Source organism: Pseudogracilibacillus auburnensis (assembly GCF_003201975.1).
Classification (GTDB): Bacteria; Bacillota; Bacilli; order Bacillales; family Amphibacillaceae; genus Pseudogracilibacillus; species Pseudogracilibacillus auburnensis.
On sequence record NZ_QJJQ01000022.1, the window covers coordinates 44,696 to 71,283 of the forward strand.

27 protein-coding genes and 1 riboswitch are annotated in these 26,588 nt (G+C 35.7%); of the genes, 5 read left to right on the forward strand and 22 right to left on the reverse strand.

The features are described from left to right. Positions 1–1,803: 1,803 nt before the first annotated feature. From DFR56_RS20820 to DFR56_RS20830, 3 genes are all read left to right on the forward strand, one after another. Complete coding sequence (locus tag DFR56_RS20820) at positions 1,804–2,004, forward strand: hypothetical protein (protein ID WP_110397384.1); 201 nt, start codon at positions 1,804–1,806, stop codon at positions 2,002–2,004. 529 nt (positions 2,005–2,533) lie between these two features. Next, positions 2,534–3,985, forward strand: a complete 1,452-nt coding sequence (locus DFR56_RS20825; RefSeq protein WP_242694852.1) for an amidase — start codon at positions 2,534–2,536, stop codon at positions 3,983–3,985. An 88-nt stretch (positions 3,986–4,073) separates the two neighbouring features. Further along, positions 4,074–4,343: a hypothetical protein gene (locus tag DFR56_RS20830; protein ID WP_110397385.1), complete on the forward strand. Its 270-nt coding sequence runs from the start codon at positions 4,074–4,076 to the stop codon at positions 4,341–4,343. A gap of 158 nt (positions 4,344–4,501) precedes the next feature. Here DFR56_RS20830 and DFR56_RS20835 read toward each other — a convergent pair whose 3' ends face one another. Beyond that, the gene (locus DFR56_RS20835; protein WP_110397386.1) at positions 4,502–4,774 is read right to left on the reverse strand and encodes a YutD family protein; all 273 of its coding nucleotides are present in this window, start codon (positions 4,772–4,774) and stop codon (positions 4,502–4,504) included. A gap of 260 nt (positions 4,775–5,034) precedes the next feature. Here DFR56_RS20835 and DFR56_RS20840 point away from each other — a divergent pair, with 260 nt between their 5' ends. Then, a complete protein-coding gene (locus tag DFR56_RS20840; RefSeq protein ID WP_110397387.1) occupies positions 5,035–6,024 on the forward strand; it encodes a M23 family metallopeptidase in 990 nt (329 codons plus the stop codon). A gap of 66 nt (positions 6,025–6,090) precedes the next feature. Here DFR56_RS20840 and DFR56_RS20845 read toward each other — a convergent pair whose 3' ends face one another. From DFR56_RS20845 to DFR56_RS20880, 8 genes are all read right to left on the reverse strand, one after another. Further along, on the reverse strand, positions 6,091–6,693 hold the full coding sequence (locus DFR56_RS20845) for a GNAT family N-acetyltransferase (protein WP_110397388.1): 603 nt from the start codon (positions 6,691–6,693) through the stop codon (positions 6,091–6,093). A gap of 349 nt (positions 6,694–7,042) precedes the next feature. Further along, positions 7,043–7,150: a methionine/alanine import family NSS transporter small subunit gene (locus DFR56_RS20850; RefSeq protein WP_110397389.1), complete on the reverse strand. Its 108-nt coding sequence runs from the start codon at positions 7,148–7,150 to the stop codon at positions 7,043–7,045. Between the two features lie 38 nt (positions 7,151–7,188). Then, entirely contained in the window at positions 7,189–8,727 is a 1,539-nt protein-coding gene (locus DFR56_RS20855; protein ID WP_110397390.1) for a sodium-dependent transporter, read from the reverse strand. A 201-nt stretch (positions 8,728–8,928) separates the two neighbouring features. After that, positions 8,929–9,714, reverse strand: a complete 786-nt coding sequence (gene yunB / locus DFR56_RS20860) for a sporulation protein YunB (protein ID WP_110397391.1) — start codon at positions 9,712–9,714, stop codon at positions 8,929–8,931. Positions 9,715–9,816: 102 nt separating this feature from the next. Beyond that, positions 9,817–10,122, reverse strand: a complete 306-nt coding sequence (locus tag DFR56_RS20865; protein WP_110397392.1) for a YunC family protein — start codon at positions 10,120–10,122, stop codon at positions 9,817–9,819. A gap of 57 nt (positions 10,123–10,179) precedes the next feature. Continuing rightward, positions 10,180–11,577, reverse strand: a complete 1,398-nt coding sequence (locus DFR56_RS20870) for a bifunctional metallophosphatase/5'-nucleotidase (protein WP_110397393.1) — start codon at positions 11,575–11,577, stop codon at positions 10,180–10,182. A 12-nt stretch (positions 11,578–11,589) separates the two neighbouring features. Continuing rightward, entirely contained in the window at positions 11,590–12,420 is an 831-nt protein-coding gene (locus DFR56_RS20875; RefSeq protein WP_307786946.1) for a sulfite exporter TauE/SafE family protein, read from the reverse strand. A gap of 854 nt (positions 12,421–13,274) precedes the next feature. After that, positions 13,275–13,508, reverse strand: a complete 234-nt coding sequence (locus DFR56_RS20880; protein ID WP_110397395.1) for a peptidoglycan-binding domain-containing protein — start codon at positions 13,506–13,508, stop codon at positions 13,275–13,277. A gap of 33 nt (positions 13,509–13,541) precedes the next feature. On the opposite strand from DFR56_RS20880, the gene DFR56_RS20885 reads away from it, so the two are divergent. Beyond that, positions 13,542–13,811 (forward strand): hypothetical protein, encoded by a 270-nt coding sequence (locus DFR56_RS20885; RefSeq protein ID WP_244916604.1) that lies wholly within the window; start codon positions 13,542–13,544, stop codon positions 13,809–13,811. Between the two features lie 41 nt (positions 13,812–13,852). Here DFR56_RS20885 and sufB read toward each other — a convergent pair whose 3' ends face one another. From sufB to DFR56_RS20950, 13 genes are all read right to left on the reverse strand, one after another. Next, positions 13,853–15,250 carry a Fe-S cluster assembly protein SufB gene (sufB, locus tag DFR56_RS20890; protein ID WP_110397396.1) on the reverse strand — a complete coding sequence of 466 codons (1,398 nt, stop codon included), beginning with the start codon at positions 15,248–15,250 and terminating at the stop codon, positions 13,853–13,855. 90 nt (positions 15,251–15,340) lie between these two features. After that, a complete protein-coding gene (gene sufU, locus DFR56_RS20895) occupies positions 15,341–15,772 on the reverse strand; it encodes a Fe-S cluster assembly sulfur transfer protein SufU (RefSeq protein ID WP_110397397.1) in 432 nt (143 codons plus the stop codon). Beyond that, complete coding sequence (locus tag DFR56_RS20900) at positions 15,759–16,982, reverse strand: cysteine desulfurase (RefSeq protein WP_110397398.1); 1,224 nt, start codon at positions 16,980–16,982, stop codon at positions 15,759–15,761. The genes sufU and DFR56_RS20900 overlap by 14 nt, the downstream gene beginning before the upstream one ends. Then, positions 16,982–18,289 (reverse strand): Fe-S cluster assembly protein SufD, encoded by a 1,308-nt coding sequence (sufD, locus tag DFR56_RS20905; RefSeq protein ID WP_110397399.1) that lies wholly within the window; start codon positions 18,287–18,289, stop codon positions 16,982–16,984. Before sufD ends, DFR56_RS20900 begins: the two co-directional genes overlap by 1 nt. 20 nt (positions 18,290–18,309) lie before the next feature. Next, on the reverse strand, positions 18,310–19,098 hold the full coding sequence (gene sufC / locus DFR56_RS20910) for a Fe-S cluster assembly ATPase SufC (protein ID WP_110397400.1): 789 nt from the start codon (positions 19,096–19,098) through the stop codon (positions 18,310–18,312). A 676-nt stretch (positions 19,099–19,774) separates the two neighbouring features. Next, a complete protein-coding gene (locus tag DFR56_RS20915; RefSeq protein ID WP_110397401.1) occupies positions 19,775–20,638 on the reverse strand; it encodes a MetQ/NlpA family ABC transporter substrate-binding protein in 864 nt (287 codons plus the stop codon). A 15-nt stretch (positions 20,639–20,653) separates the two neighbouring features. After that, a complete protein-coding gene (locus DFR56_RS20920) occupies positions 20,654–21,319 on the reverse strand; it encodes a methionine ABC transporter permease (protein ID WP_211320659.1) in 666 nt (221 codons plus the stop codon). Beyond that, the gene (locus tag DFR56_RS20925; RefSeq protein WP_110397403.1) at positions 21,309–22,340 is read right to left on the reverse strand and encodes a methionine ABC transporter ATP-binding protein; all 1,032 of its coding nucleotides are present in this window, start codon (positions 22,338–22,340) and stop codon (positions 21,309–21,311) included. The genes DFR56_RS20920 and DFR56_RS20925 overlap by 11 nt, the downstream gene beginning before the upstream one ends. 238 nt (positions 22,341–22,578) lie before the next feature. After that, positions 22,579–22,693: riboswitch (SAM riboswitch) on the reverse strand. A 77-nt stretch (positions 22,694–22,770) separates the two neighbouring features. Beyond that, positions 22,771–23,088 (reverse strand): thioredoxin family protein, encoded by a 318-nt coding sequence (locus tag DFR56_RS20930; protein ID WP_110397404.1) that lies wholly within the window; start codon positions 23,086–23,088, stop codon positions 22,771–22,773. Positions 23,089–23,579: 491 nt separating this feature from the next. Continuing rightward, a complete protein-coding gene (locus DFR56_RS20935; protein ID WP_110397405.1) occupies positions 23,580–23,939 on the reverse strand; it encodes a toprim domain-containing protein in 360 nt (119 codons plus the stop codon). Positions 23,940–24,037: 98 nt separating this feature from the next. After that, a complete protein-coding gene (gene gcvH / locus DFR56_RS20940; RefSeq protein ID WP_110397406.1) occupies positions 24,038–24,418 on the reverse strand; it encodes a glycine cleavage system protein GcvH in 381 nt (126 codons plus the stop codon). 11 nt (positions 24,419–24,429) lie between these two features. Next, a complete protein-coding gene (locus tag DFR56_RS20945; RefSeq protein WP_110397407.1) occupies positions 24,430–24,795 on the reverse strand; it encodes an arsenate reductase family protein in 366 nt (121 codons plus the stop codon). Positions 24,796–25,068: 273 nt separating this feature from the next. After that, a complete protein-coding gene (locus DFR56_RS20950; RefSeq protein ID WP_110397408.1) occupies positions 25,069–26,031 on the reverse strand; it encodes a nuclease-related domain-containing protein in 963 nt (320 codons plus the stop codon). Positions 26,032–26,588: the final 557 nt, after the last annotated feature.

The window sequence follows — 26,588 nt, forward strand, 5'->3', positions numbered from 1 at the left end:
ATATAACCCGCTCTGGAAAGATACTACGCCAAGGCAATACATTGTTCGTCTTTAGATTTGGTCGTTTTAGTTATGTTCCAGCCTCGTATTTTTTATTTTTCAATCTTATCCGACCTTTTTTTACCTTTAGTCACGTCTCGAGTTGTGAACTCATTCTAGGATAAAGTCCACCTGTCAAAAGCGTAGGATTTCCATCATTATTTAGCGTTATCTGTCTCCACCCGCGTCTACGCATATAATCTAATACTTCAAATAGCATTTCATTACTTAGACCGTCAGTTCTAATATTTTAACAGACGCTGTAGCATTACTTTTTCTTCTTAAATTAAATACTCTTGCAATCCCTTCCGCATGAATTTCGCAATATAGCACTTGATTTTAATTTGTCAACATCTGCAGTGTCAATAAATCCATGTTCAGTAAAGATTGACGATATATTTGTCTTAACACCGCAAAATTCGCCCTTTTCGTACCACAGTTTCTAAAGTCAACTTCTTTCATCATTTCTACATGTACAGTATCTCTAAATAAAGATATACGGCTACTTACATTTCCATTAAATATATAATCCTTATAACCTGACCGTACCCCGCATTAATATGAACTGAAGGTTCTATTTATTATAAATAATGTTATTTTCTTCATCATCTCTGTTTCGCATGATGTTCTAACGCAACAAAAAAGATATATTTCATCTTTAAAATATTTTTTTATTGTTTCTTAAATTGATTGTAACCACCTGTTAATGTTCATTTGATATTCTTTAGTAACACTCAAGAAGGAGATAAATCAAATGAACATAAAAATATTAATTTGTATATTATTAAGGAATCATAAATATAATTACTTTACTAGCAAATGTGTTAGATGCGGAAAAACAAGAGAAACATAATTCGAAAGAGTTAAATATATGCGTGTTACCGCAATCTATTTTCAAAAAAAAAGCCTCACCTTCAAAATTATCATTTCTTTCCGTCACAGTTAAAGTGCAATTCCCTTCTATTTGTATTAGCACTCTATTCAAATTATTTTATTTGATAGGCTACGTGAACGTATCATGCCTTCTCCTCCTTCACTTAAAATCCGGCATGCGACATGTTTTTTATAAAATGGTAACATAATTTTATCGGTCTTCAGAGAATAGCGATACAAAGAAAGGAAGTTTATAGTATGAACTTAACCCCAAATCAACAATCTGTGTTACTTGTATTAATCACTGAGTGGCAGACAGCAATACAGGTTGCTAGCCAACTCCCAAAAGCGAGTGGGGCTCCATCCAACGTAAATCAATTCCTTAAAGACTTAATACGTGAAGGTTTGGTTCATGCTAATCCAATTGTGCTTGGCATGTACCGATTAACTTCGAATGGTACTACCACCAAGATGGATCTGCTAAGGGAGTAACTGCTCCCCTAGTTGCGTTTAATGTGAACTTCATGAACGAAATGTATAGTAAATAGGTTGTACTGATTTAATGTCAATCAACCGGGGGAGACATAACCAGTTTTCTTGATCCTTCTCGCATTGCTCTTTCTTTTACGTCACTTTCGTCCAAAGCCCAGACTTTTACCTTTCCGTTGTAATTGAAAGCAATGCCATGCGCATTCCATTCAACTTCATAATCTTTTCTTTCCTCCCCATTCACTCCATCCCTTTCATTTCTAAATGTTTCACTAAATTATCACTCAAAACATAACAGGTACATATATTTAAAATTCCACATTAGCCTTTGGAACTTTGTCCTCCACATCTTATCTACTTTCTCATATATTAATGTAATTGCACTAGAAAGGAGGATGAATAATGCATCACCCACTCTATCGCACAGCTTGTGAATATAAAGGTAGTCCTGTGGAAATTAGGGATTGTTATGGAGAAAGTTATCGAGGTACTATAGAAGATGTTACAGAGAATGGTGTCTATATAGATACAGGATCTGATCCAATATTCTTCCCATTCTTAACTATTGCGTCTTTAGTACTGTTGGGTTCGCTTTTCTTTTAAGTAACAAACTACATTTAAATATTTTAGCAGTTATTAAAAACATTAACGGCATCACAACGTAGCTACATCTTTTTTTCTGAAAGGCTTATGGTAATAAATTTGGTAGACATTCAAAAGGAGGATGCTTCCCCTTTTGAATGTTATACAAATAATGATCATAATAAATCATTCGGACTGTCACAGATAAAGAAACAAACGCTTCAAAGTTCGCCTAAACGTATTTGTCATAAATATCGACACCACCAATTTTTTATAGACTTATAACTATCGAAAAGTTCAGGATGTTTTCTTTTAATATAACCACCACAATAATATTGTATGACTCCGATCTCTTATTTTTTAATAAAATTGTATAGTTTTGGGTTAAAAATTCACTTACTCATACAACCGTTGATCTAACAAGATTCTTAATTGTGTCTCAGTTATATTACAATTATATTAATAATGATTGAATTACCAGAAAAAGTTAGCAATCAAGTCCTTACATGCTATAATTAATAGTACGTCTACTTTTGAAAGGATGAGTGGCATGAGTAAAGTGATGAACCTTCAGATTAAAAATAATCTATTAAATTTGGATGCGACCGAAATAGCTGCTTTAATTAAAGATGGACAAATTTCGAGCGAAGAAATAACAAAAACATTCATTGATCATATAAAAAAAGTCAATCCTAGTTTAAATGCTGTTGTAGAAGAACGTTTTTCAGATGCATTAGAAGAAGCCAAGGACGCTGACCAAAATATGAATCATATAAACATAAATAATAAGCCACTATATGGTGTTCCTGTTAGTATTAAAGAATCATTTCATGTCAAAGGAATGAAAACAACAGGTGGAGTGGCACACCGTAAAGATATCATTATGTCAAAAGATGCGGAAGTCGTTGAACGATTAAAAAATGCAGGAGCAATTATCTTATGTAAAACGAACACACCAGCACTTTGCTTTTGCCATGAAACAGATAATAAATTATATGGTCGTACTAATAATGCATGGAATAAAAAGCGAACAGCGGGTGGATCAAGTGGAGGAGAAGCTGCGCTTATTGGAGTTGGAGGAACACCGATTGGAATGAGTTCTGACATTGGAGGATCGATTCGCTTTCCTAGTCACTTTAATGGAGTAGTCGGTTTTAAACCGGGTAAATTTCAAGTTTCATCGGAAGGGCATTTACCAGCGGACAATATTCCACTAAAAACAAGGATGTCGAGCATCGGCCCGATTGGTAAATCTGTTCGCGACGTTAAACTCGTTTACAATCTGATTTTAAAATCAAAAGTAAAGAAAAGTTTTTTTGAAAAAATGCAAATTGAAATGTTACCAAACGATAACGGATTTCCATTAAATGAACAGACTGCGTCATTGATGGATCAAGTATATGAGTATGTGAGTACTATTTATCAAGCGAACTTATCAATTCCACCATATTTCAATGATAGTGCTGTTATTTGGCAAGAAATTATGTCCATTGATGGTGGAAAGGAAATTAAAGATTTAGCGTTTAATACGGATCGTGTCAACGTTTGGAAACATTATTTAAAAGAAAAAATGACGAATAATACGGCCACACATGCCTTTTTATCTTGGGCTTTAATTGGAGCGAACTTATTTAAGCCTTCTCAAAAAAGGAAAAAAGAAATTGACAGTTTTATCGAAGAAGGAGATCGCGCGCTCCATAGTTATTTAAAAAACCGTCTGTTAATTTTTCCAGTGTACCACCGCAGTGCGCTCAGACATGGAGAATTATTTAAAGAAATCTTCTCCATTCAAAAAACGTATACAAAATTCATGCCTTATATTGCTTATGCTAATGTTTGGGGATTACCATCGTTAACCGTTCCTATCGGTTTTGATGATAAAAATTTGCCTGTTGGTATCCAAATAATGAGCAAAAATGGCAATGAAGATGCAATCTTTAAACTTGGACAATTATTAGAAAATAAATTCGGCGGATATGTACGGAGCACGATCTATGATTAGTTATATCGCATGAATGAGTGCCTTTTTTTAGTAGTGATACATACATCTTTCAGGGAGAGATAAACTAATCCTTGAGAGGATGATAAATATGGCCAAAGATAAAGATTATGACGAAAAGGTTGATAATCGTTTTTCAGAAATTTCAAACGTGGAAAAAATGCACGATATGCTTATTCCTGAAGAGTTTCCTGAAGGGGCATTCGGTTCTCCGATGAATAAGCATACTAAGATCGAAAGCAAATCGACTGAATGGGAACAAGGGCAACAACGATCCAGTGCATTTATCTATCCCGATAAAGAAAGACATGACGATTTACCACGTCGAGCTCCTGGCGCTCATCCATTACATGATGAATAAAAAATTACTGGATGGATTTAAATGAGAAGAGTGCCCATCATCGGTCTAGGTGGCGAACTACGAAGTGTCACCATTAAGCTAATTTCTACAAAATAAAAGAGCCATGTTACAGTGATATACTCCTTTAAAGGGGCATTATCACAACAAGGGCTCTTTTTTTAATCTACTTTTTTTAAAACAAAATAAGCACAGCCGAAATTACAATATTCATATAAATAATCGTCTAGCATATCAATATTTGAATCGAATGACGTCTTTCCATGTTCACGTCTATAAAAACCTTTTAGTCTTAATTGGTTGTAACCCCAATCACCAACAATATAGTCGTACTTCTTTAATATATCTGCATAGCGTTCATGAACCGCTTCTTCCTGGAATCCATTTTTTATATCTTCAATTAGTTCGTATTTTTTTCCATTTATTTCAATCATGTGGAATCACCTCATATGTTACGTTTAGTTTATCATATTTTGAAAATAAATTGAATGTATGAATTGACAAAAATATTGCACAATAATAAAGGACTTGATTCATATGCTTGGATAAACGTTTTTGCGTATACTACTGGTATGCTTTCGGTAATGATCTTAAAACTTATGGCGTATCATTTGACACTTTATCAGCTTCTCATTTAGTACAGAAGAGGTTTTTCACTCTCATATATGAAATATTCATAACAAAGGAGAAAAACATGATACATGCAATAATACGATGCTTCGTCATTATTTGTTGTTTATTTATTGTACAACAAATTTCTTTCCAATCCTATGTTTATGGTGATGAATCACTTTATGAAGAACGATTAGCGCTATATAAAAAAACAGCAGCAGTCTCCAATATTCCGTGGTACTACTTAGCAGCAATTGATCAATATGAACGAAATATGAAAAGTAATTCAAAAGAAGATGAAGAGCTTATTTCCATCCACTTTGCTGACGAAGTTTGGTATGGTATCGGGAATGCTGCTATGGATCCAAATGTAGCAATTATCCAACTTTTTAACGGTATCGGTCTAGATGGGAATGGGGATGGTAAAGCCGATCTTAAAAATGGCGAAGATGTTTTATATACAATGGCTGCTTATTTAGAATCGTTCGGAATTTCAGAGGATGACATAAAAATCGGTTTATGGAATTTTTATCAACGTGACTTATCCGTTAAAACCATTACAAACACTGCTAAAGTATTTAAACATTTTCAAACAACCATTTTAACAGATCGAGATTTTCCAGTTTCCATTGGTCATAATTATAGTTACCGTAGCACATGGGGGTATCGACGCGGATTTGGCGGCAACCGTATACATGAAGGTACTGATATTTTCGCAAATTATGGGACACCGGTAAAATCAACAACGTATGGTGTCGTGGAATTAAAAGGTTGGAATCTTTATGGCGGTTGGCGAATCGGTATCAGAGATATTTACAACATTTACCACTACTATGCACATTTAAACAGTTATCATGACGATATACAAGTGGGAGATATTGTAAAACCTGGTGATGTTCTTGGTAGTGTCGGATCAAGTGGATACGGACCACCTGGAACAGCTGGTAAATTTCCACCTCATTTACATTATGGAATGTATAAAGATAATGGCAGAAGTGAGTGGTCATTTGATCCATATCATTATTTAAAAAGATGGGAAAGGATTGCTCGAGAAAAAAGACGTTCATCTTGAGTGACCTTAAAACGTTAAAAAGGATAGGTGCTAAATGTAAGTCTATCCTTTTTGCTATCCCCTCCGTTATTGAAGGTGTCTAAACTTTTTCACGTAATACTTTTCCAAATTAAGCTTTACAGCTGGCCATTCACTTTCTATAATACTATAAAAGACAGAGTGTCGGAATGTACCATCTTTACGAATTTTATGATTTCTCAAAATCCCTTCCTTTACCCCACCTATTCGTTCAATTGCTTTTTGGGATCGAATATTTTGATGATCGGTTTTAAACTGAACACGTATCATTTGTAACGTATCAAAACAATAAGCTAATAATAAGTATTTGCATTCTATGTTTATTTGACTTCCCCAAACGAATGGAGATAACCAAGTCCATCCAATTTCTAGATTTTTATTTACATTTGATATATCAAGAAATCTTGTTGATCCAATTAGCTTGTTGTTTTCGCGTAGTAAAATTACAAATGGAAATTCTGTACCAAGTTCCTTATTTGATAAAGCTTCATCGACCAATCCTTCCATATCATTTAATGTTTTTATCGTTTTTGGTAGATGTGTCCAAATATTTAAATCATTACTTGCTTCATATAAACCTTGTATATGGTTCCTTTCCATTGGAACAACTCGAATATATTTCCCTTCCAATTCATCAAGTGCTATATCCATTTCATTACCTCCTTTTCTTCCTAAATTTTATCATTCATTTTATCGATCTCCAATAATATAATACAAAGTTAGAAATAAAAGAACAAAGGCGCAAGCGCTCTTACAGACTAAAAGCGCGACGTCCTGGGACTGGGATTACTCGTCCCAACGTAAAGATTTGGGACTCCGCTAAATACTCGTCCCATCGAAAACCAGTTGTACTAGCACGTTCTGTGCGTCGAAGCTAAACATAGATCATTTCGTAAATAAATTTTATCCACAAGTAAATGCAAATATAATTTCCTAGAAAACGATAAAAGTACACCACTATCCATTAGTGATGTACCTTTTCGTTTCTTTACGGTCTTATCTATCGATTACTTTTTGCCTTATTAATGGCATTTACTATACTTGCAACTAATCCTCCCCAAATAATAACAATACCTATAACCATCATAATAAGCGCACTAGCAGACATATTGTTCACCCTTCCTCAGGATTATTATTCATAACCATCTATTTCACATTAACATCTGCACTTTCTTCTTCTGCCTCTGTTTCATTTGATTTCCATTTTACGAAGGAGAAGATAATACCGATTACTAAAGCACCTATGGCAACTGCCCAGCCGCCCCACATAATAAACGCGTCTGAGTAACCTTCATAGTTTCCAGTATCTGTATCAAAGCCTTTTGTAATGTTTAAGCGTAACAATTCAAACATCATATACCCTAATACGATCGGAGTAATAACCCCAATACTAATCGTCCACCATGAGCCAATTCGAATATCGGATATTTCATTTGCATGAGATTTAAATACACCTAATTTACGTAAAATCCATGCAATTAAGATTACTTCCACAAGCCCTAATGCGGCTACTCCAAATTGGTTAATAAAATAGTCGGCAGCATCTAGGAAGAAGAGTCCGCCTTGAGTTGCAAAAATTAGCGAAAGAATTGCGGCCAAACCGCCACCAAATAAGACAGATTTTGTTCTTGAAATATTAAATTTCTCAGAGAGACCAGCAACGTATGTTTCTATAATTGAAATTAAGGATGTTAATCCCGCTAGAACTAAGGATAAAAAGAATAGCAAACCAAAGAATTCTTTAAATGCTGGAAATTCATTAATAATGGCAGGGAATACGACAAACGCAAGCCCTACTCCACCTGCAACAACCTCGTCAATTCCTACTCCTTGAGAAGTTGCCATAAATCCTAAGATGGCAAAAACGCCAATACCTGCTAAAAGCTCAAATCCAGAGTTACTAAAACCAGTGATAAATGCATTATTCGTAATATCTGATTTTTTCGGTAAGTAACTTGAATACGTAATCATAATCGCAAATGCAATGGATAAACTAAAGAATATTTGCCCATAAGCTGCTACCCATACAGTTGGGGATAAAATTTCCGTGAAATCAGGTTTAAAAAATGCATCTAAACCAGTTATTGCTCCGGGTAATGTAACCGCTCTTATAACAATAATTAAAAAGACGACGACAAGTGTTGGAATCATAATACGGTTAGCAATTTCAATTCCTCGTTTCACTCCACGAACGAGCACACCTAGTACAATAATCCAAACAATGATGAGTGGAATGAATACGCCCGGTACTAAACTACCAAATTCCCCCGGTGTGTCTGCCAATTTTAAATAGTCACCAAATAAAAAGCCTTCTGTATCTTCGCCCCAAGCTAAATTGAATGAAAAGTATGAGTACGATATTGCCCAGGCAATGATAACAGAATAGTACGTAGAAATTATAAATGCTACTAAAACTGCCCACCAACCAATTCCTTCTGTCCTTTTATTGATTTTTCGAAAGGTGAGTGGTGCCGATCCACGATATTTATGTCCCATCGTGAATTCCATAATAAGTATTGGGATACCTGCTGTTAATAAAGCAAACAAGTAAGGAATAAAAAATGCTCCTCCCCCGTTTTCATAAGCTACAGCCGGAAAACGCCAAATATTCCCTAAACCAACAGCTGAACCAATAGCGGCTAACACAAAACCTGCCCTTGTGCCCCATTGTGAACGTTCTTCCATTTCTATACCTCCCTCTTATTTTTAAGGTATTTAATGAAATAGTGAAAAAGAAAATGTGTAAATGTCCGTAAACGTACTTTTTTCACAATAACTCTCTCACTAACCAATAAATACCTGTCTGAATTTTCTCTTATTATAGCAATTGTTCACCGTTATGTCAAAATACATTTTATTTTCTCGCAATTTATATTTATCACTATATTAGTTTTCTTCTTCCTTGATACTTCTAGGAACCGAGATCGATGGTCCACCACCGTCTCCTGCATTGTAAAACTCTGGTACATCTCCCATAATGACCCGCGAATCGATAAAAACCCGCGTACTTACTTCGGCTGTTGATGTAGAAAAAGGAATAACAATTTGAATACTTACATCTACTGGTATATAAATTTCTACAAGTGCGGCATTCACCCCAAATTCTTTCACTTCATGAACTACGTCTGAACGTAAACTTCCGACAATTTCAAAGTGAACTGGTATTTTGGGACCGAGATTTGCTAAAATGGTATTTCCCGTTGCTTGACCAATAGGTATTTCTACAACCGTTGGATCTTTTGAGGCAAGATCACCGACCGAATCGCCAAATTCAATTGGCTGTAAATCTGGATCATCTAAATCAATTTGCTCTCCTTTATTCATTCCATATAAAAAATATTCCGCTCGCTCCGTTGCCGAACGTAACGCACGATTTACTGCCTCTGAATTCCATCCTAATGTAGCTACATTCCCATTATTGTCCATATTAATTTCAACAAGATCATCAAAACTAATATTTTCAGTAGATTTTACAGCAGAATTGATTGTTCTCGTTGCAAATTCAATCGTTTTTAATTCTGCAATATCCATTAATGCCGGTCTGATCCCTCTGTCAATCAACCACAAACTTAGCATAATGACACTAAGAAAAATAATTGTGGTCAACAATAAGATATGCCTTCTTGGAGGTGGATATCTTCTTCTTTGTGAGAATATATTGCGATGTCGCACATAAAAACCCCCTTAAAACAATGTATGATTGTTTTAAGGGGGTTAGACTAGTTTGTCTTATGAAGTTTTCATCGATAATTGGCAAAACTTCCTCCATTAGAGTTAAGCTATTTTTAATAAGGCATCCTTTCCGATCATGCCTACTTCCCAGCCGTATTGTTCCTTTGCCGCATCTGTGACACTTTCTAAAGGAGCATGAAGCAAGTCGTCAATCGTTCTAACACCCATACCCCTTCCTGCGATCACTTTTCTTTCTTTTAATTTTTCATTTAAAATATCTACATCTAATGCTGCACACATAATGTAGCCAATTTCATTACAGACAACAAGTAAATTTGTTTTCGGAAGTTCGACTCGAATTGCGGTAAAAATAATCCCTTCAATATCAACAGGATTTATTGTAATCATATCCTCACCCCTTCGCCACTATAATGTATGCATCAAGAAGAGATATGTCACAAATACTTAATCCTGCTCATATTCAAGTAGTGTTTGTACGAGTAATTCACGAATTAATTCAGGCAAAAATAATTGCTTTACTTCCGATTTAGCTATTTCAGGAAGTAGGCGACCAAATGTAAATGTATCAGCGGTAGCAACTTTATATTTCTTGTCTGAATCAAGTGGTTCACCGTTAAAAAGTACTGCTTTTACAAATTCAAGACCATTTGGATGAAAATCTGTTTGCACGTCTAAATTAGCAAAGACCATTCTTCCAATCATTTCTCCCCGAAACCCAAAACCTTTGAGCTCTAGTTCCATCAATTGTTTTGATAAAGAAGCCCTTACTACTTCAAGCAACTCGTCTCCATTCAATACAACAACACAAGGATTTATCGGGTGTGGGCAAATACGGTGAACATCTTTATATGTTATATTCCCAGGCTGAAAATCATCTAATAATAATCCAGCATTTAGCATCGCGCAATCTGCATCTGTCCAAACGCGCAATTTTTCCGTAAATTTTTTCATGATCGGCGTTTCTTTAAACCAATTCACTTTCATCCTTTCATCTGTATGGATAATTTTTTTACTTAAAATCAAATCTGCTTCTTCCTTTAATTCCATTAAACGTTGTTCTGTTGTTAAATCTTTCGGGAGATGGGTAATATTTGTCGTATATGCTTGCTTATCAATTAACTGTTGTTTTTCATGATCCCATGTTAATAATACTTCTCCAACAAACGAGCAGTGTTTTCCAGCAGCAGTAATAATCGTTTCATTTACCATTTCTCCTGTACGTAATAAATGATGTGTATGCCCACCAATAATACAATCAATTTGTGGGAATTTAGTTGCGATTGCTTGATCTTCATTTATCCCTAAATGTGATAGTAAAACAATAATATTTGTTTCTTTTTCAAGTTTTTTTAATTCCTTGGCTATCACTTCATATGGTGGTTGAACATCCCAACCCAATAAATGATAGTAGGGATTAAATCTTGCTGTAAGACCAATTATTCCGATTTTGATTCCGTGGTTAGACGAGACAATTTTTGATGTTTGAAGCCAATGTGGATTTTCAGATATCGTACACCTCAAATTGGAACAAATAACATCAAACTGTGCATCGTCATATAGATGAAATAAATTTTGATGTGAAAGAGTAATCCCTTCATTATTTCCGATCGTCACAAAATCATAGCCTAAATTATTCATTAACTTAACGTTCGCTTTTCCCATCGTAGCCTCGGTAATTGGATGAACCCGATCCAGATGATCACCAATATCGATTGTCCAAGAAGATTCATTTTTTTCTTTACTTTCATGCTGCTTATTTTTGATGAAAGTGGCAACTTGTGACCAATGATCAAAATAACTATGTAAATCATTCGTATAATAAAAATGGACTGTTTCCTTCATGCTGTTTACTCCCTAATGAAAACTTTCGATTATTAACCGAATGGCTGCAATAACAATCACAATTCTTAAAATCCATTCTAATGTTTTACCTTTAAATAGTTTACTCGTTTTAGCTCCAACAGTACCACCGATATACGAACCGATAACGAAAAACAACACATAACTCCAAACGATATGACCTAAAACAATATGTGCCGACGCACTAATAATACTAATAAAAAAGATCATAAACATCGATGTTGCAATCGCAATTTGTACCGGAATTCCGAAAAAGAGAATCATCGCGGGAACACTAATCGTTCCACCACCAATACCGAATAAACCAGATAATAACCCAACCGCAAACGATAAAATAATAGCCGGAACATAGGTAATATTATATTGATGTGTCTCTCCATCGATCATAAATGTTCGTGTTTGATCGGTAATTTCTAATGGTTTATTTTTTCTCAGTTTTTCTCTATCCACTAGCATCATGATAAAAATAATGATCATTAAAATACCAAAATAAAGTGAAAATTGATCTGTCTCCAGTCGTGTATTGATCCAAGAACCGACAACACTTCCCGGAAGACTTCCAATTAGAAAAATGACACCCGTTTTAATATCGACTCTTTTCAAGCGATAATATGCCAAAGTGGAAGAAAGTCCTGTAAACACCATCGTAATAAGTGAAATTCCAACTATTGCTTGCGGATTTGCCCATGAAAAACTGGAAAAATTATCATACAAAAATAACATTGCTGGTACTAAAACGATTCCTCCACCTAGACCAACAAGACTTCCAACAAAGGCTGATAAAAATCCGATAAGTAACGCTATGATAATAACCAAACAAATCACCAATCCTTTTTATTTATTGGTGTAAAATTATTAGGAAACTTGGCTTATCGCTAAAGAACATACACCGATTGGCAAGCCGTCGAGGCGGTGACTAAGTGATGTTGCACTTATGTAAATAAATAGTTGCTTATTTACTAGGTCTTTAGGCGAAAGCTTTAGTTGCACTATGTAGCTAAGAAGATTTTACAGTTTCTTAGCTGCCATTAAATAAAAATCACCCAATTTCTTGGAACAGGAATCATATACTTTCTATAGTAGCATCCATCGAATTTGATTTCTAGAAAAGTAAGTTAATATTTTTTGTTTAAATGACATTTATTAAATATGGCTTGAAAATGGCACGTTTTAAGATCGCTTTTACAGCGGTCCTTTTTCTCATAAGAAAATAACCCTTATCACTGCACTTTGTAAAAAAGACAATGATAAGAGTTTGACAGCTGAGGAGGTTATCCCCTATCAACAGTATACTATATCCCAATCAGCTTTATGATTTCGGAAATGTAATCAAACCTTGTTCTTGATTTCAAAATAAGAATAATCAACTCGCCGGATCAATTGATTGTAAATAGAGATATTTTGGTACAGTTTTCATTTAGTATCATAGGATAATAGTACACCAGGAGAAGCTAGTGGCTATTTTAGTCTTTTTACCGTGACTTTACTTTACCATCCCCTACATCTACAGGGGCAACAACAACAACGACGACATCTTCTGCGTCTACCAAAACACATTGATTTAACCCTCCAAAACGATATTAAAGCCGGCCGACCTTAATACTAATATCATATGAATTTATTATGTTTTCGAGTAGACAAACTTTTGGGCTCAAATACAAACATTTCACTTCACTAGTTTAATACCCTTTTGACTTCAACACTGCTTGTAACTTCTTACGTGTATTCGGACCATATACCCCGTCCACTTCATACGGTAAGTAAACCATCTGAAAACGTCTAATGGCATCTACTGTTTTAGGCCCTAGTATTCCATCAACAGCACCACATTTAAAGTAAACAGCATTAAGGACACGGTGTAATTGTTTAACCCCATCGCCACGTGAACCATTTCTTAAAATTCCGTTTGGCAATAGATATTTATAAGATGACTGTGGTTTCTTCGCTTGGCTAGGTTACGAGTAAATGTATTTTTGGCTTTACTCAAGTTAATTGTTTGTCCAACTTTTAACTTTTTAGGATCTACTTTTGAGTTAGAAGCTGAAGCAGATTTATTATATATTTCCAAAAGGTTAGGTCATGGCTCTATTCAAACAACAGCAGACACATATTTAGATATTACACCACAATATGAATGCAATGAATTAAGCAAAGTTACCAATCATTTAAATTCTGATGTGGCACGAATACGGCACGACAACGATTTAACAAAATAAACCCTCGTCACAAATACTGATGTGACAAGGGTTTTGATGGTTTATCCGATTGAACCTTCCATTTCGAAACTGATTAATCGGTTCATCTCAACCGCATATTCCATTGGAAGCTCTCTCGTAAATGGCTCGATAAAGCCCATTACAATCATGTCTGTTGCTTCTTGTTCTTCTAAACCTCTACTCATGAGGTAGAAAAGTTGTTCTTCTGATACTTTTGAAACTTTCGCTTCATGTTCAAGCGAAATATTGTCATTGTAAATTTCGTTATAAGGAATCGTATCTGATGTTGACTCATTATCCATAATGAGCGTGTCACACTCAATGTTTGAACGCGCACCATCTGCTTTTCGTCCAAAATGAACGATACCACGATATGACACTTTTCCACCTTGTTTCGAAATTGATTTTGATACGATCGATGAGGACGTATTTGGTGCTAAATGATACATTTTCGCACCAGCATCTTGGTGTTGCCCCTTACCAGCTAATGCAATCGAAATTGTTACACCACGTGCACCTTCCCCACGAAGTAAGACAGAAGGATATTTCATCGTTAATTTCGACCCCATATTACCGTCGATCCATTCCATTGTCGCGTTTTCATCACATGTTGCTCTTTTTGTTACTAAATTGTAGACGTTATTTGCCCAGTTTTGAATCGTCGTATAACGGCAATATGCATCACGTTTCACGAAAATTTCTACGACCGCACTGTGTAGTGAATTTGTCGTATAGACTGGTGCTGTACACCCTTCTACATAATGGACAGATGCACCTTCATCGACAATAATAAGCGTTCTTTCAAATTGCCCCATATTTTCAGAGTTAATTCTAAAATATGCTTGTAATGGTGCTTTTGCTTCAACACCTTTTGGTACATAGATGAAAGATCCACCAGACCAAACAGCTGTATTTAATGCAGCAAATTTATTATCTGAAGCTGGGACAACTTTCCCAAAATATTCTTTAAACATTTCTTCATGCTCTTGTAAAGCAGAATCTGTATCAGAGAAAACAATTCCTAATTCTTCTAAATCCTTTTCCAAACTTTGGTAAACTACCTCAGATTCATATTGGGCTGAAACTCCAGCTAAATATTTTTGTTCAGCTTCCGGGATACCTAAAGCATCGAATGTTTGTTTAATTTCATCCGGTACTTCATCCCAAGTTCTACCTTGTTTTTCTGTCGGTTTTACATAGTAAATAATTTCATCAAAGTCTAACTCTGATAAATCGCCACCCCATTGAGGCATTGGCTTTTTATAAAAAATGTCGAGAGCTTTTAGACGTTCTTCTAACATCCACTCAGGCTCATTTTTCATACGTGAAATTTCTTCTACTACTTTTTTCGTTAATCCTCTTTCCGTACGAAACACTGAAACATCTCGATCATGAAATCCGTATTTATATTCACCTACATCAGGCAATTTTTTCGCCATGTAAAAAACCTCCTACGTTTTTTTGGCTGACAGATAAGTTTACATGCTTATCTGCGACAATTCAGCACGCACAAACCTAAAAAACGGTGCTCACTCTTTGTTTACTTTCTCCATCGCCTTCCATGCTAATGTAGCACATTTGATTCGGGCTGGAAAATTTGATACACCTTGTAATGCCTCGATATCTTCCAAACCAAATTCATCTATATCTACTTCTTTTCCTAACATCATATCAGAAAAGAGCTTGGATAATTTTATTGATTCTTCTATTTTCTTGCCTTTAATTGCTTGTGTCATCATCGAAGCAGAAGCTAAACTAATGGAGCATCCTTCTCCAGTAAATTTTACATCTTTCACGATATCGCCATCCAATTTAAACTGGAGAAAAATCCGATCCCCACATGTTGGGTTGTTCATTTCCACTGTTAAGGAATCATCATCGAATGTGCCGCGATTTCGTGGATGTTTATAATGATCCATAATCACTTGTCGATACAATGTGTCTAAATTAATATGCGACATTACCAAAATACTCCTTTGTTTTCAAAAGCCCTGCAACTAAGCGGTCAATATCATCTTCTGTATTATATAAATACATACTTGCACGTGCAGTAGCCGAAGTATTTAACCATTTCATTAATAGTTGTGCACAATGATGACCTGCCCGAATTGCTATTCCTTCTGTATCAAGAACAGTTGATACATCGTGTGGATGAACATCATCTAAATTAAACGTAACGAGTGCTGCTCGTTTCTTTGGGCCATAAATGGTTAATCCTTCGATTTCGCTTAGACGTTCTAGCGCATAAGCTGCGAGCTTTTCTTCATGCTGTACAATATTGTCCATTCCAAGATCCGTTAGAAAATCGATCGCTGCCCCAAGTCCGACTGCGCTAGCAATTATCGGGGTTCCGCCTTCAAATTTCCATGGCAACTCTTTCCATGTAGATTCATACATGTCGACAATGTCGATCATTTCGCCACCAAATTCAACTGGCTCCATTTTTTCTAATAACGCTTGTTTCCCATATAATACACCTATTCCAGTCGGAGCACACATTTTATGTCCTGAAAAAGTGTAAAAGTCACAATCCAAATCTTGGACATCTACTTGTAAATGTGGTGCACTTTGCGCGCCATCTACGACAATTACTGCTCCATTTTCATGAGCAATTTTAGTAATTTCTTTAATCGGGTTAATTGTACCTAATACATTTGAAATGTGAGCAATCGCGACAATTTTTGTATTAGACGTAACTGTTTTTCTTACATCATCAAGTGAGATCGTTCCATCTTCTTGGAGTGGAATATATTTTAATGTTGCCCCAGTAATTTTAGCAACTTGCTGCCACGGGATAATATTACTATGATGCTCCATCGGGGTAATGACGATTTCATCTTCTTTCGTAACATTTGCCAATCCATAGCTTTGTGCCACAATATTAATCGCTGTCGTTGCTCCTCGATTAAAAATTATTTCTGCCGTACTTTTCGCATTAATAAATCTTCTAACTTTCTCCCGTGCCCCTTCATATAAGTCGGTTGCACGTGAACCTAATGTATGTACACCACGGTGTACATTTGAATTAGTTGTTCGATAATAATGGTCAACTGCCTCAATAACTTGAAGCGGTTTTTGTGAGGATGCTGAAGAATCAAGGTAAACTAATGGATGTCCATTCACCTCTTGGTCCAGTATCGGAAACTGTTCGCGAATCGCTCGTGCATCCATTATTTTACTTTCCCTTCGATTAATTGTGACAATTGATTTTTGATTGTTTCAATCGGAAGTTCATTTACAACAGGGGCTAAAAATCCGTGAATAATTAGACGCTCTGCTTCTTCTTTAGAAATCCCTCTACTTTGTAAATAGTAAAGTTGCATGTCGTCAATCCGACCAACAGAAGCCGCGTGTCCTGCCGTAACATCATCTTCATCAATTAATAAAATTGGGTTTGCATCACCGCGTGCTTCCCCACTTAACATAAGCACTCGTGATTCCTGTTCAGCATTTGCGCGTGTTGCACCATTATCAATTTCACCGATCGCGTTAAAGATCGCAGTTGTACGACCATTTAATACTCCACGCTGTAAAATTTGTCCATCCGTATCTAATCCAACATGGACTGTTTTCGCTGTGAAGTTTTGTGTCTGTTTTCCACGTCCTACTGTAACTGTTCGTGCATTTACATTCGAACCGTTTCCTTCCAAATACGTAACATTTTCAGAAACCGTATGCCCTTCATTCATTTGACCTAGTGCCCAATCGATTGTTGCATTATTGTAGGCAACACCGCGACGATTAATATAAGAAGTAGTTCCTGAAGCGAAATGGTCAACCGCACCGAATGACACTTTTGCATGATCATGAGCAAAAACTTCAGCAATAATATTGGAGACTGTTTCTTCTGAATCATTATGAGAAATATAGTTTTCCACATATGTCACTGAACTATTTTCTTCTGCAACAACAATCACATGGTTGAACAATGCTGCTTCATTATCTTCTTGCCAGAAAAGTGTTTGTAAAGGAACATCAATTTGCACATTTTTAGGAATGTAAACAAATACGCCTCCATTCATTAATGCAGCATGTAAAGCAGTTAAGTTGTGCTCATCCTTCGTAACAGCATCGGTTAAATAATACTTTTTCACAAGCTCTTCATGTTCTTTTATAGCTGTGAAGATATCAGTGAAAACAACACCTTTATCTTGTAATTCTTTGCTCAATGCCGAGTATGCAACAGACTGATTACGTAAAATAACGATATTTTCTGGTACATTATTTTCATCGACAAAATCTTTTAATTGTTCAGGAACATCTTTTAAAGAAGCTATTGCTTCTCCTTTAGCACTATGTTTAAACTGTGTAAAATTCCATCGATTAATATTCGTCTTATCCGGTTTAGGTAATGCGAGTGAATTCGCTAATTCCAAACCTTCTAAACGGAGTGTAGTCATCCATTTTGGTTCATTATGTTCTTTTGAAAATTGTTCGATATATTTATTGTCAAATGGTACTTGAGTAAGTGTCGTCATTGAACTATCCCTCCTAACTTCTAAGCTTTTTGACCGACCGTTTCATCTTCAATACCTAATTCTTCTTTAATCCACTCATAACCCTCTTTTTCAAGCTTTTCAGCAAGTTCTGCCCCACCAGATTTTACAACTCGACCTTGCATAATGACATGAACAAAATCAGGCTTGATATAATTGAGTAGGCGTTGGTAGTGCGTAATAATTAAGCACCCTAACCCTGTTTCTTCACGTACTTTATTTACTGCATCTGAAACAATTTTAAGTGCATCTATATCTAAACCAGAGTCAATTTCATCTAAAATTGCAATCGCTGGTTTTAACAACATTAATTGTAAAATTTCGTTACGCTTTTTCTCTCCACCAGAGAATCCTTCATTTAAGTAACGTTGTGCCATATTTTTATCAATTTCTAATTCGTCTAATGCACCATCCATTTCTTTAATAAATTTCATTAAAGAAATTTCATCGCCTTCTTCACGACGTGCGTTAATGGAGGAACGTAAAAAATCAGATGTCGTGACACCGCTAATTTCACTTGGGTATTGCATCGCTAAAAATAGCCCTGCACGTGCACGTTCATCTACTTCCATATCTAATACATCTTCACCATTTAATACAATACTTCCTTTAGTAATTTCGAATTTAGGGTGCCCCATAATGGCCGCGGCAAGGGTGGATTTACCGGTTCCGTTTGGCCCCATCACTGCATGAAATTCACCACTTTTTATCGTTAGGGTAATTCCCTTTAATATCTCATTACCTTCAATGGAAACATGAAGATCCTTAATTTCTAATGTGTTCTCTGACATATAGATACCTCCACATACTTGTAATTTTCAACTTGGTAGTTGAACCAATTATCTACTTATTCTCAAGTACAATCTTATATTATTCAATTAAAATTATCAAATAATTAGGTTAAAAAGGTATGTATTTATCTAGTTTTTGAATAAAAATGTTAGAGTAAGTTTTAACAATAAATGCCTTATCCATTCTCATTTATAGTTAAATTAATTATAATAGTTCTTAAATAACATTTAGAAAAATTTATTAATAAAAATATTTAATTTAACCTAAACAAACAAAAGCCAGCATCCTTAAAAAGGAACTGGCTTTTGTATTAATTTGGATCTTGTTTCGTCTAGTAATTTTTATTTCCCCAGTACTTCGAATACCCTTCGCTTTTCGTAACCAGTTGAGGTATCTAACCTATAGAAAGCTATTGTCGGCATTAAACGCTCTCGATGGAACGTACGAAAGTGCAAGGTTTTCGATGGGGCGAGATTTATCGCAGTCCCAAAGGTTTTCGATGGGAAGAGATTTATCACAGTCCCAAATGCCCTTCGATGGGACCAGCAAGCGCAGCCCCAGCTCTAAAACATGACGGGTATCACCATCTTACTTGCAATGCGGACTGCGAAGCCCACACCTAGAAGTGTACGTGTATACTGATCGCTAAATGGCAAAAGCTTTAATCGATTACCCTTATTTTGATACTGGTACTACTGCACCTTCATATTTTTCAGTAATAAAGCTTTGAATTTCTTCCGATTGTAATACTTCTACTAATGTATTGAGTGCTTCATTGTCTTTATCTTCTTCTTTTACTGCAATAATATTTACGTACGGTGAATCATCTTCCTCGATAAATAATGAATCGTCTTGTGGGCTAAGACCAGCTCCAATTGCAAAGTTTGTATTGATTACGACAAGTGCATCTTCTTCTGTTTCATATAGTTCCGGTAAAAACGCTGGTTCATAATCAGGTGAAAATGTTAAATTCTTTGGATTGTCTTCAATATCTTCAATCGTTGCGTCAGCTACCTCTACCCCATCGGCTATTGTAATTAATCCAGCTTTCTGGAATAATCCTAGAATACGTCCATGATCTGATACAGAATTACTTAAAATCACTTCTGAACCTTCTGGGACAGCATCGATATCTTCAATTAATTTAGAATAAATACCTATTGGTTCAATGTGGATGCTACCTATATGTGTCAATTCATAGCCAGTGTCAGCAACTGTTTGTTCTAAATAAGGAATATGCTGGAAATAATTTGCATCTAGTTCTCCACTTGCTAAATCATCATTCGGTAAAACATACTCTTCATATTGTTCAATTTCAAGTTCGATTCCTTTTTCAGCAAGGATTGGCTTTGCTTCTTCTAAAATTTCAGCATGCGGAACACTGGATGCCCCTACTTTAATTGTTACTTCTTCTTGTGTCGCATCTTCATTTGCATCATCTTGCTTTGTTTCTTCCTCTTCTTTATTTGTTGCATTTCCCCCACAAGCTGCCAATACTAAGATGAATAGTACAGCTAATAATGTTAGAATTTTTTTCATTTTGAATTCCCCTTTTTATCTTTTGTCTAATTTTTTTGATATATAATCTCCAATAAATTGGAAAATAAATACAATTATTACAATGAGTACAGAACAAATAAATACAATATCAAATGCTCTTCGTTGAAAACCAGCGTAATAAGCGTAACTTCCAAGCCCGCCAGCACCTATTGCACCAGCCATTGCAGTATAACCGATTAATGCGATGGCTGTCACTGTAATGCCTGATATGAGTGCAGGCATCGATTCAGGTAGTAATACTTTAAAAATAATCCCTCTTGTAGTCGCTCCCATCGCTTTTGCAGCTTCAATAACGCCTTTGTCAATTTCTTTTAAGGCTATTTCTACTAACCTTCCATAAAAAGGTGCTGCTCCAATAATCAGTGCAGGTAATGCTGCATTTGGTCCACGGATTGTTCCCATTAAAAAGTGTGTAAATGGAAATAGAAGTAAGATTAAAATAATAAACGGAATCGCTCGAAACACATTGACGAATGTTGCAGTAATAAAATTGATTATTTTATTTTCCCATAGCCCATTTTTATCGGTTAAATAAAGAAGCAATCCGAGTACAATTCCTAGCACGAAAGTTCCGGCTAGTGCGATTAACGTCATATAAAATGTTTCATATGTTGATAGCCATAGTTTGTCTACATCGAGGTTTGTAAAATCAAGAGTCATCACGAATAACCTCCACTTCAACTGTCGCTTCTTTGATGAAGGATTCCGCTTTTTGTATCTCTATCTTTTCCCCAATCATTTGAACGGTTAACGTTCCTAAGGGACCGTTTTTGGTTTGCGTAATTTTTCCTTGCAACATATTAACTTGAACCGAAAACTGTTTTGCGACTTCACTAATTAATGCTTGGTTCGTACCTGTACCAGTGAATTGAAGGCGAAGAACTTTTCCAACTGGATCAATATGTGTGAGTAAATATTCCAAGCTGTCGTCCTGATCCCCTTCAGCAACAACTTGTTCGACAAATTTCTTCGTTACAGGTTGTTTTGGATTAGAAAAGACATCAAGCACATTTCCATGCTCGACAATTTTCCCTTTTTCCATAACCGCCACCCTGTTACATATTTTACGAATGACATGCATCTCATGTGTAATAAGTATAATGGTTAAACCAAGTTTTTCATTAATACCAACAAGTAAATCTAAGATTGAATTTGTCGTTTCCGGATCAAGTGCTGATGTTGCTTCATCACATAACAGTACTTTCGGGTTATTCGCAAGTGCACGGGCAATTCCGACACGTTGCTTTTGCCCTCCACTTAACTGGGATGGATATGCTTTTTCCCGTCCAGTAAGACCAACTAAATCAATCAGTTCTTGTACACGTTTTTTTCGTTCCACTTTTGGCACACCGGCAATTTCAAGCGGAAAAGCAATATTTTCTTCCGTCGTTCTCGACCACAATAAATTAAAATGTTGAAAAATCATCCCAATTTCCTGTCTTGCTAATCGAAGTTGTCTACTTGTTAACTTTGTCATTTCCTTCCCATCAATGAAAATTGTTCCATCTGTAGGCTCTTCTAACCGATTAAGCAGACGAACGAATGTACTTTTCCCGGCCCCACTATAGCCAATGACCCCGAAGATCTCCCCTTCATTGATATCAAGTGATAGGGAATCAACAGCAGTTATTGGTTGTTTATCTAGAGTAAATATTTTTTTTAAGTTTTGAATTGAGATCATTCTAAGAAATCCTCCTTCTCATCATATTGGATTCGGGAAATTCGCCTCATTTACCTACAATTTAAAAGTTTACCAGACTCTTAAAAACTGGACTAGCTGATAGAACATGCAAGGTCAAGAATCCCAAGACTTCTAGCTTACCCTAGGCTTCTTGGCAAATATATTTCATTTCCTAGACCATTAAAAAAGTCCTTCTGCTCATAGAGAACAAAAAGACTAATCATTTTATCTTCACGTTCTCTCATCTATCAAAGCAGATCGCTTTGCAGGATTTAGCACCTTTCAATTTTTGTGTAAAATTGAAGGTTGCCGCGATTTCATAGGGCCAGTCCCTCCACCGCTCTTCATAAGAGTTTAGATGTATTCAATTTTTATGATGTGATAAATTTAATAATAACATGGCGAATTCCCTCTGTCAATTAATAATAGATTACTCACTTATAAATAAATTTGGTGCATATTTGAATAAGTAATGATACATATTTGGGATCGAGTGAAACGTATAGATTTTTTCTCTTACCTCACCATCTTGTTTAATGAACAAGCATGGAACACTCTCTATTTTGTACTTCTGCATGAAGTTTGGAAAAAGAGAAGCATTTAATTCATAACATATTGTTCGTTTATGTGTTTTTTCAATTGTTTCTAAAAAAGAGCGTGCAATATGACACGTCCCACAAAAAGGGGTATGAATATATAAGAAGAATGAATCTATTTCTTCTAATTGATCTGCCGTTATTTCCTCCAAAATGGATCACCAATTTCTTTTTCACTTTAACAATTTGACATTCACTAAATACACCGATTGGCAAACCGGCAGGCGATGACCAGAGATGATGCTTGAGCTTATGTAAGTAAATTATTTTTTACTAAGCCTTTACTATGAATGCCTTAGCGCTTACGATGCACAAGTTTTTGAAACGAGTAATTGCAGCCCCGAAGGACGTACTATCGTCAATGACGCCACAAACGCTTTTCGATGGGACAAGCGTAGTGCAATCCTAAGACATGTCATTTGCCATCGATCGACGCACAATACTTATTGCAATGAATGATCATAGTCGTAATCGTTTTTGAGCGAGACGAGATTTATCGCGATTCCTATACGTGCTAGTAGCTGACGCCCGCGACAATTCTTTTCGATATGGCAAGCGTGATCGCAATCCTAAAACGTTGCACTTTTAGCCTGTGGCAATAAGAAAGGATTTATCCTTTCTTATTGCCAAAATAAGACGGGATTTATCCTTTCTTATTGCCAAAATAAGACGGGATTACTTTAATATAATGTTTCATTAATTCTGCTGCTAAAATATGTTTAGGTGTTAATTCTACTTCGATACACTCATCAGGTATATACATTTGCCGAGCAGTCGGAAGTTCAGCAGTTAATTGTTTTCTTAATTTTACTCCTGAATCATCTGCATCAACAAATATATACACTTCTCTATTATCTAAATCATATGTTTCGAGCATTTCCTCAAATTTTTCAATACCGAAAGTTCCATGTGTGCAAATGATATCAATGTCTTCGTTAATTATTTTCTGAAGGTGTGTTTTATCTGATAATCCTTCAACAATAATTACTTTCTTATCATCCATCACAACTTCTCCACTCTATTTTATTATGATCATTATTATACAAGGAAACATGTAAAAAAGCTGGCAAGTATCCAAATGGTACAAGCAGCTTTCATTTTTTATTCTGATACATATGATTGATAGTCTTCAGCTGAAAGAAGTTTATCTAACTCCGCATCATCAGATGGTTCCACTACGATCATCCAAGCTTGTTCATACGGTGATTCATTCACATATTCCGGATTATCGTCTAAGCCTTCATTCACTTCTACAACTGTTCCACTAATTGGCGCATACAATTCGGATACCGTTTTTACCGACTCGACACTTCCAAACGGTTCATTTGCTTCAATCGTATCTCCAACCTCTGGCAATTCAACAAATACGATATCTCCCAATTCATCTTGTGCAAAATCAGTAATACCAATCCGCACATCACTACCTTCTCTTCTTACCCATTCATGTTCTTTTGAGTACAGTAAGTCGCTTGGTAAACTCATTTGAATCCCTCCTAATTATTTGATAACCATGTATGTTCAAATTCGTCCTCTTTAAAACCGACCGTTACTTTGTTTCCATCTGTCACAATCGGTCGTTTTATTAGCATTCCATTTGATGCAAGATATGTAACCATTTGTTCTATTGTAGCATCTTTAAGTTTGTCTTTCATATTTTCTTCCCGATACACTTTTCCACTTGTATTAAAAAACTTTTTTGGTGGAAGTTCACTATGTTGAATTAGTGTGGATAGTTCATCTGCGCTCGGCGTTTCCTCAACGAGATGAACTAATTTATAAGTAAGATGATGATCGTCAAGCCATTTCTTTGCTTTTTTACAAGTACTGCAGTTAGGGTACCAATACAACGTAAGTGCCATTTTTATCCTCCATTATTATACCATTTACGATGATTATAACAAAACATCTAACTGAAAAACAATAAGCAGTACTATGGAAGGTCGCGGCGCGAGAGTCGGGAATTCAGCGCGAACCGGGAAGGATACAGCGGAAACGGAAAAATTCAGCGCGAACCTGGGAGGATTCAGCGATAACCGACATTAATTCAGCGCGGACGACGAGGATTCAGCGCAAATCAAAAATAATTCAGCACAGGTGACTTCATGTGTCTACCTTATTTTACGACCGTTTCATTAATTTCGTTCATTAAGTAAATATTTTCTTCCATTTGTATTTCCTATAAAGGCAAAACCTTCTCTATGCATTAGCCTTTTCACAATATGTGGGGAATCAATTTGCAAAAAATCTCTAAGTTCACTATTTTTAGCCTCTCTATTTATTAACAAAGAATAATCATTGATTGCGGTTAAATATGAATCCTCCGAAATGAATTCGCATTTTGGACAATGCATTTTTGAAAGTTGCCAAATCATAGAACTGAATGAACAATTATCACATATCACTCCTTTGATTAATTCAGCTTGTTGAACACCGTACGTTTCTAAAATATTTTTATCTTCTGGAGTATGTGCAGCCATCATCTCATCAGCAATTTGATGGAGAACATCTATCGAAATGACTTGTTTACGCTTATGAGCAAGCGTATTAATTTTAAACATTAACTGGTTATTATGAATTACTTCTTTTGGAATCGCTTGTTGATTGGTTGATTTAATGATGGTACTTGGGAAACTAATAACGACCATCGTATGAATTGGAATATTGTTAAAACCGGATTGCAACAACCATTTCTGAAGTCTGTAACGTTGAAGGTTTGCTTGAGGAACTGGATTTGGAAAGCCTTCTTCTCTTCCGTCTTCTCTAATTCTAGTAACTTGACCATTTCCACCGAATAAGATGGTACCACGCCAGTTTTTCACCTCTATAATTAAAATAAAAAAAGGGGAAAGTATCAGCGTATCTATTTGAAAAAAGCCTTGGCCATCGGGAATTCTAATTGTATGCAGAAAATGAAAAAGCTCTTGATCTAAAAATTGCAGAAAAAAATCAATTGCTTTTTCACCTCGTTCTTCTGCTAACTTCTTTTGTAAATCACTATGCACACGTATTTTTTCCGGGTGATTATCACTCAATCTTTGGTTAAGAGAACGTAATTTTTCTAGTACCTTACTTAGTTCACGTTGTTTTATAATCATTTAATCAATCCTTTCCACTAAAGAATAGGATGATCATTCATATAAAGCAAATACACATTAATCGATTTTAACCTTAAGAACAATAGCTAAAAATCAGTTTTATTAATAGCAAAACAGGGTTTTACAACCCCTTTCTTAGATAGAAAATTAACTTTGATAATAATAAATAATAATTCCATTCAGTACAAGGCCAATGATTCAGAGAGAGCAAACAGCTATTCGCTTCGGGTGACATTTATTCAGTGAGAAACGAAATTAATTCAGCAGGATTGACGAGGATTCAGCGCAAACCGACAGTAATTCAGCGCGGACGACGAGGATTCAGCGCAAAACAACAATCATTCGGCGCGGACGACGAGAATTCAGCGCAAACCGACAATCATTCAGCGCAGATGCAATGTTCGAGCAATAATTTGTTCATTGAGTACATTACACTAAAATAGCCTCCACGCATGGTACCGACCCCCGAAAGTTAGAGTAGAAAATCTAACTTTCGGGGGTGTTTTTATGGCCAAATATAGTGAAGAATTTAAACTAAAGCTTGTCACCGAGTATTT

Excerpts from the sequence above, each read along its gene's own strand:
- DFR56_RS20820 (WP_110397384.1), top strand. The coding sequence starts at position 1,804 with ATGCATCACCCACTCTATCGCACAGCTTGTGAATATAAAGGTAGTCCT.
- DFR56_RS20825 (WP_242694852.1), top strand. The coding sequence starts at position 2,534 with ATGAGTAAAGTGATGAACCTTCAGATTAAAAATAATCTATTAAATTTG.
- DFR56_RS20830 (WP_110397385.1), top strand. The coding sequence starts at position 4,074 with ATGGCCAAAGATAAAGATTATGACGAAAAGGTTGATAATCGTTTTTCA.
- DFR56_RS20835 (WP_110397386.1), bottom strand. The coding sequence starts at position 4,774 with ATGATTGAAATAAATGGAAAAAAATACGAACTAATTGAAGATATAAAA.
- DFR56_RS20840 (WP_110397387.1), top strand. The coding sequence starts at position 5,035 with ATGATACATGCAATAATACGATGCTTCGTCATTATTTGTTGTTTATTT.
- DFR56_RS20845 (WP_110397388.1), bottom strand. The coding sequence starts at position 6,693 with ATGGATATAGCACTTGATGAATTGGAAGGGAAATATATTCGAGTTGTT.
- DFR56_RS20850 (WP_110397389.1), bottom strand. The coding sequence starts at position 7,150 with ATGTCTGCTAGTGCGCTTATTATGATGGTTATAGGTATTGTTATTATT.
- DFR56_RS20855 (WP_110397390.1), bottom strand. The coding sequence starts at position 8,727 with ATGGAAGAACGTTCACAATGGGGCACAAGGGCAGGTTTTGTGTTAGCC.
- DFR56_RS20865 (WP_110397392.1), bottom strand. The coding sequence starts at position 10,122 with ATGATTACAATAAATCCTGTTGATATTGAAGGGATTATTTTTACCGCA.
- DFR56_RS20870 (WP_110397393.1), bottom strand. The coding sequence starts at position 11,577 with ATGAAGGAAACAGTCCATTTTTATTATACGAATGATTTACATAGTTAT.
- sufB (WP_110397396.1), bottom strand. The coding sequence starts at position 15,250 with ATGGCGAAAAAATTGCCTGATGTAGGTGAATATAAATACGGATTTCAT.
- sufU (WP_110397397.1), bottom strand. The coding sequence starts at position 15,772 with ATGTCGCATATTAATTTAGACACATTGTATCGACAAGTGATTATGGAT.
- DFR56_RS20900 (WP_110397398.1), bottom strand. The coding sequence starts at position 16,982 with ATGGATGCACGAGCGATTCGCGAACAGTTTCCGATACTGGACCAAGAG.
- sufD (WP_110397399.1), bottom strand. The coding sequence starts at position 18,289 with ATGACGACACTTACTCAAGTACCATTTGACAATAAATATATCGAACAA.
- sufC (WP_110397400.1), bottom strand. The coding sequence starts at position 19,098 with ATGTCAGAGAACACATTAGAAATTAAGGATCTTCATGTTTCCATTGAA.
- DFR56_RS20915 (WP_110397401.1), bottom strand. The coding sequence starts at position 20,638 with ATGAAAAAAATTCTAACATTATTAGCTGTACTATTCATCTTAGTATTG.
- DFR56_RS20920 (WP_211320659.1), bottom strand. The coding sequence starts at position 21,319 with ATGACTCTTGATTTTACAAACCTCGATGTAGACAAACTATGGCTATCA.
- DFR56_RS20925 (WP_110397403.1), bottom strand. The coding sequence starts at position 22,340 with ATGATCTCAATTCAAAACTTAAAAAAAATATTTACTCTAGATAAACAA.
- DFR56_RS20935 (WP_110397405.1), bottom strand. The coding sequence starts at position 23,939 with ATGGATGATAAGAAAGTAATTATTGTTGAAGGATTATCAGATAAAACA.
- gcvH (WP_110397406.1), bottom strand. The coding sequence starts at position 24,418 with ATGAGTTTACCAAGCGACTTACTGTACTCAAAAGAACATGAATGGGTA.
- DFR56_RS20945 (WP_110397407.1), bottom strand. The coding sequence starts at position 24,795 with ATGGCACTTACGTTGTATTGGTACCCTAACTGCAGTACTTGTAAAAAA.
- DFR56_RS20950 (WP_110397408.1), bottom strand. The coding sequence starts at position 26,031 with ATGATTATAAAACAACGTGAACTAAGTAAGGTACTAGAAAAATTACGT.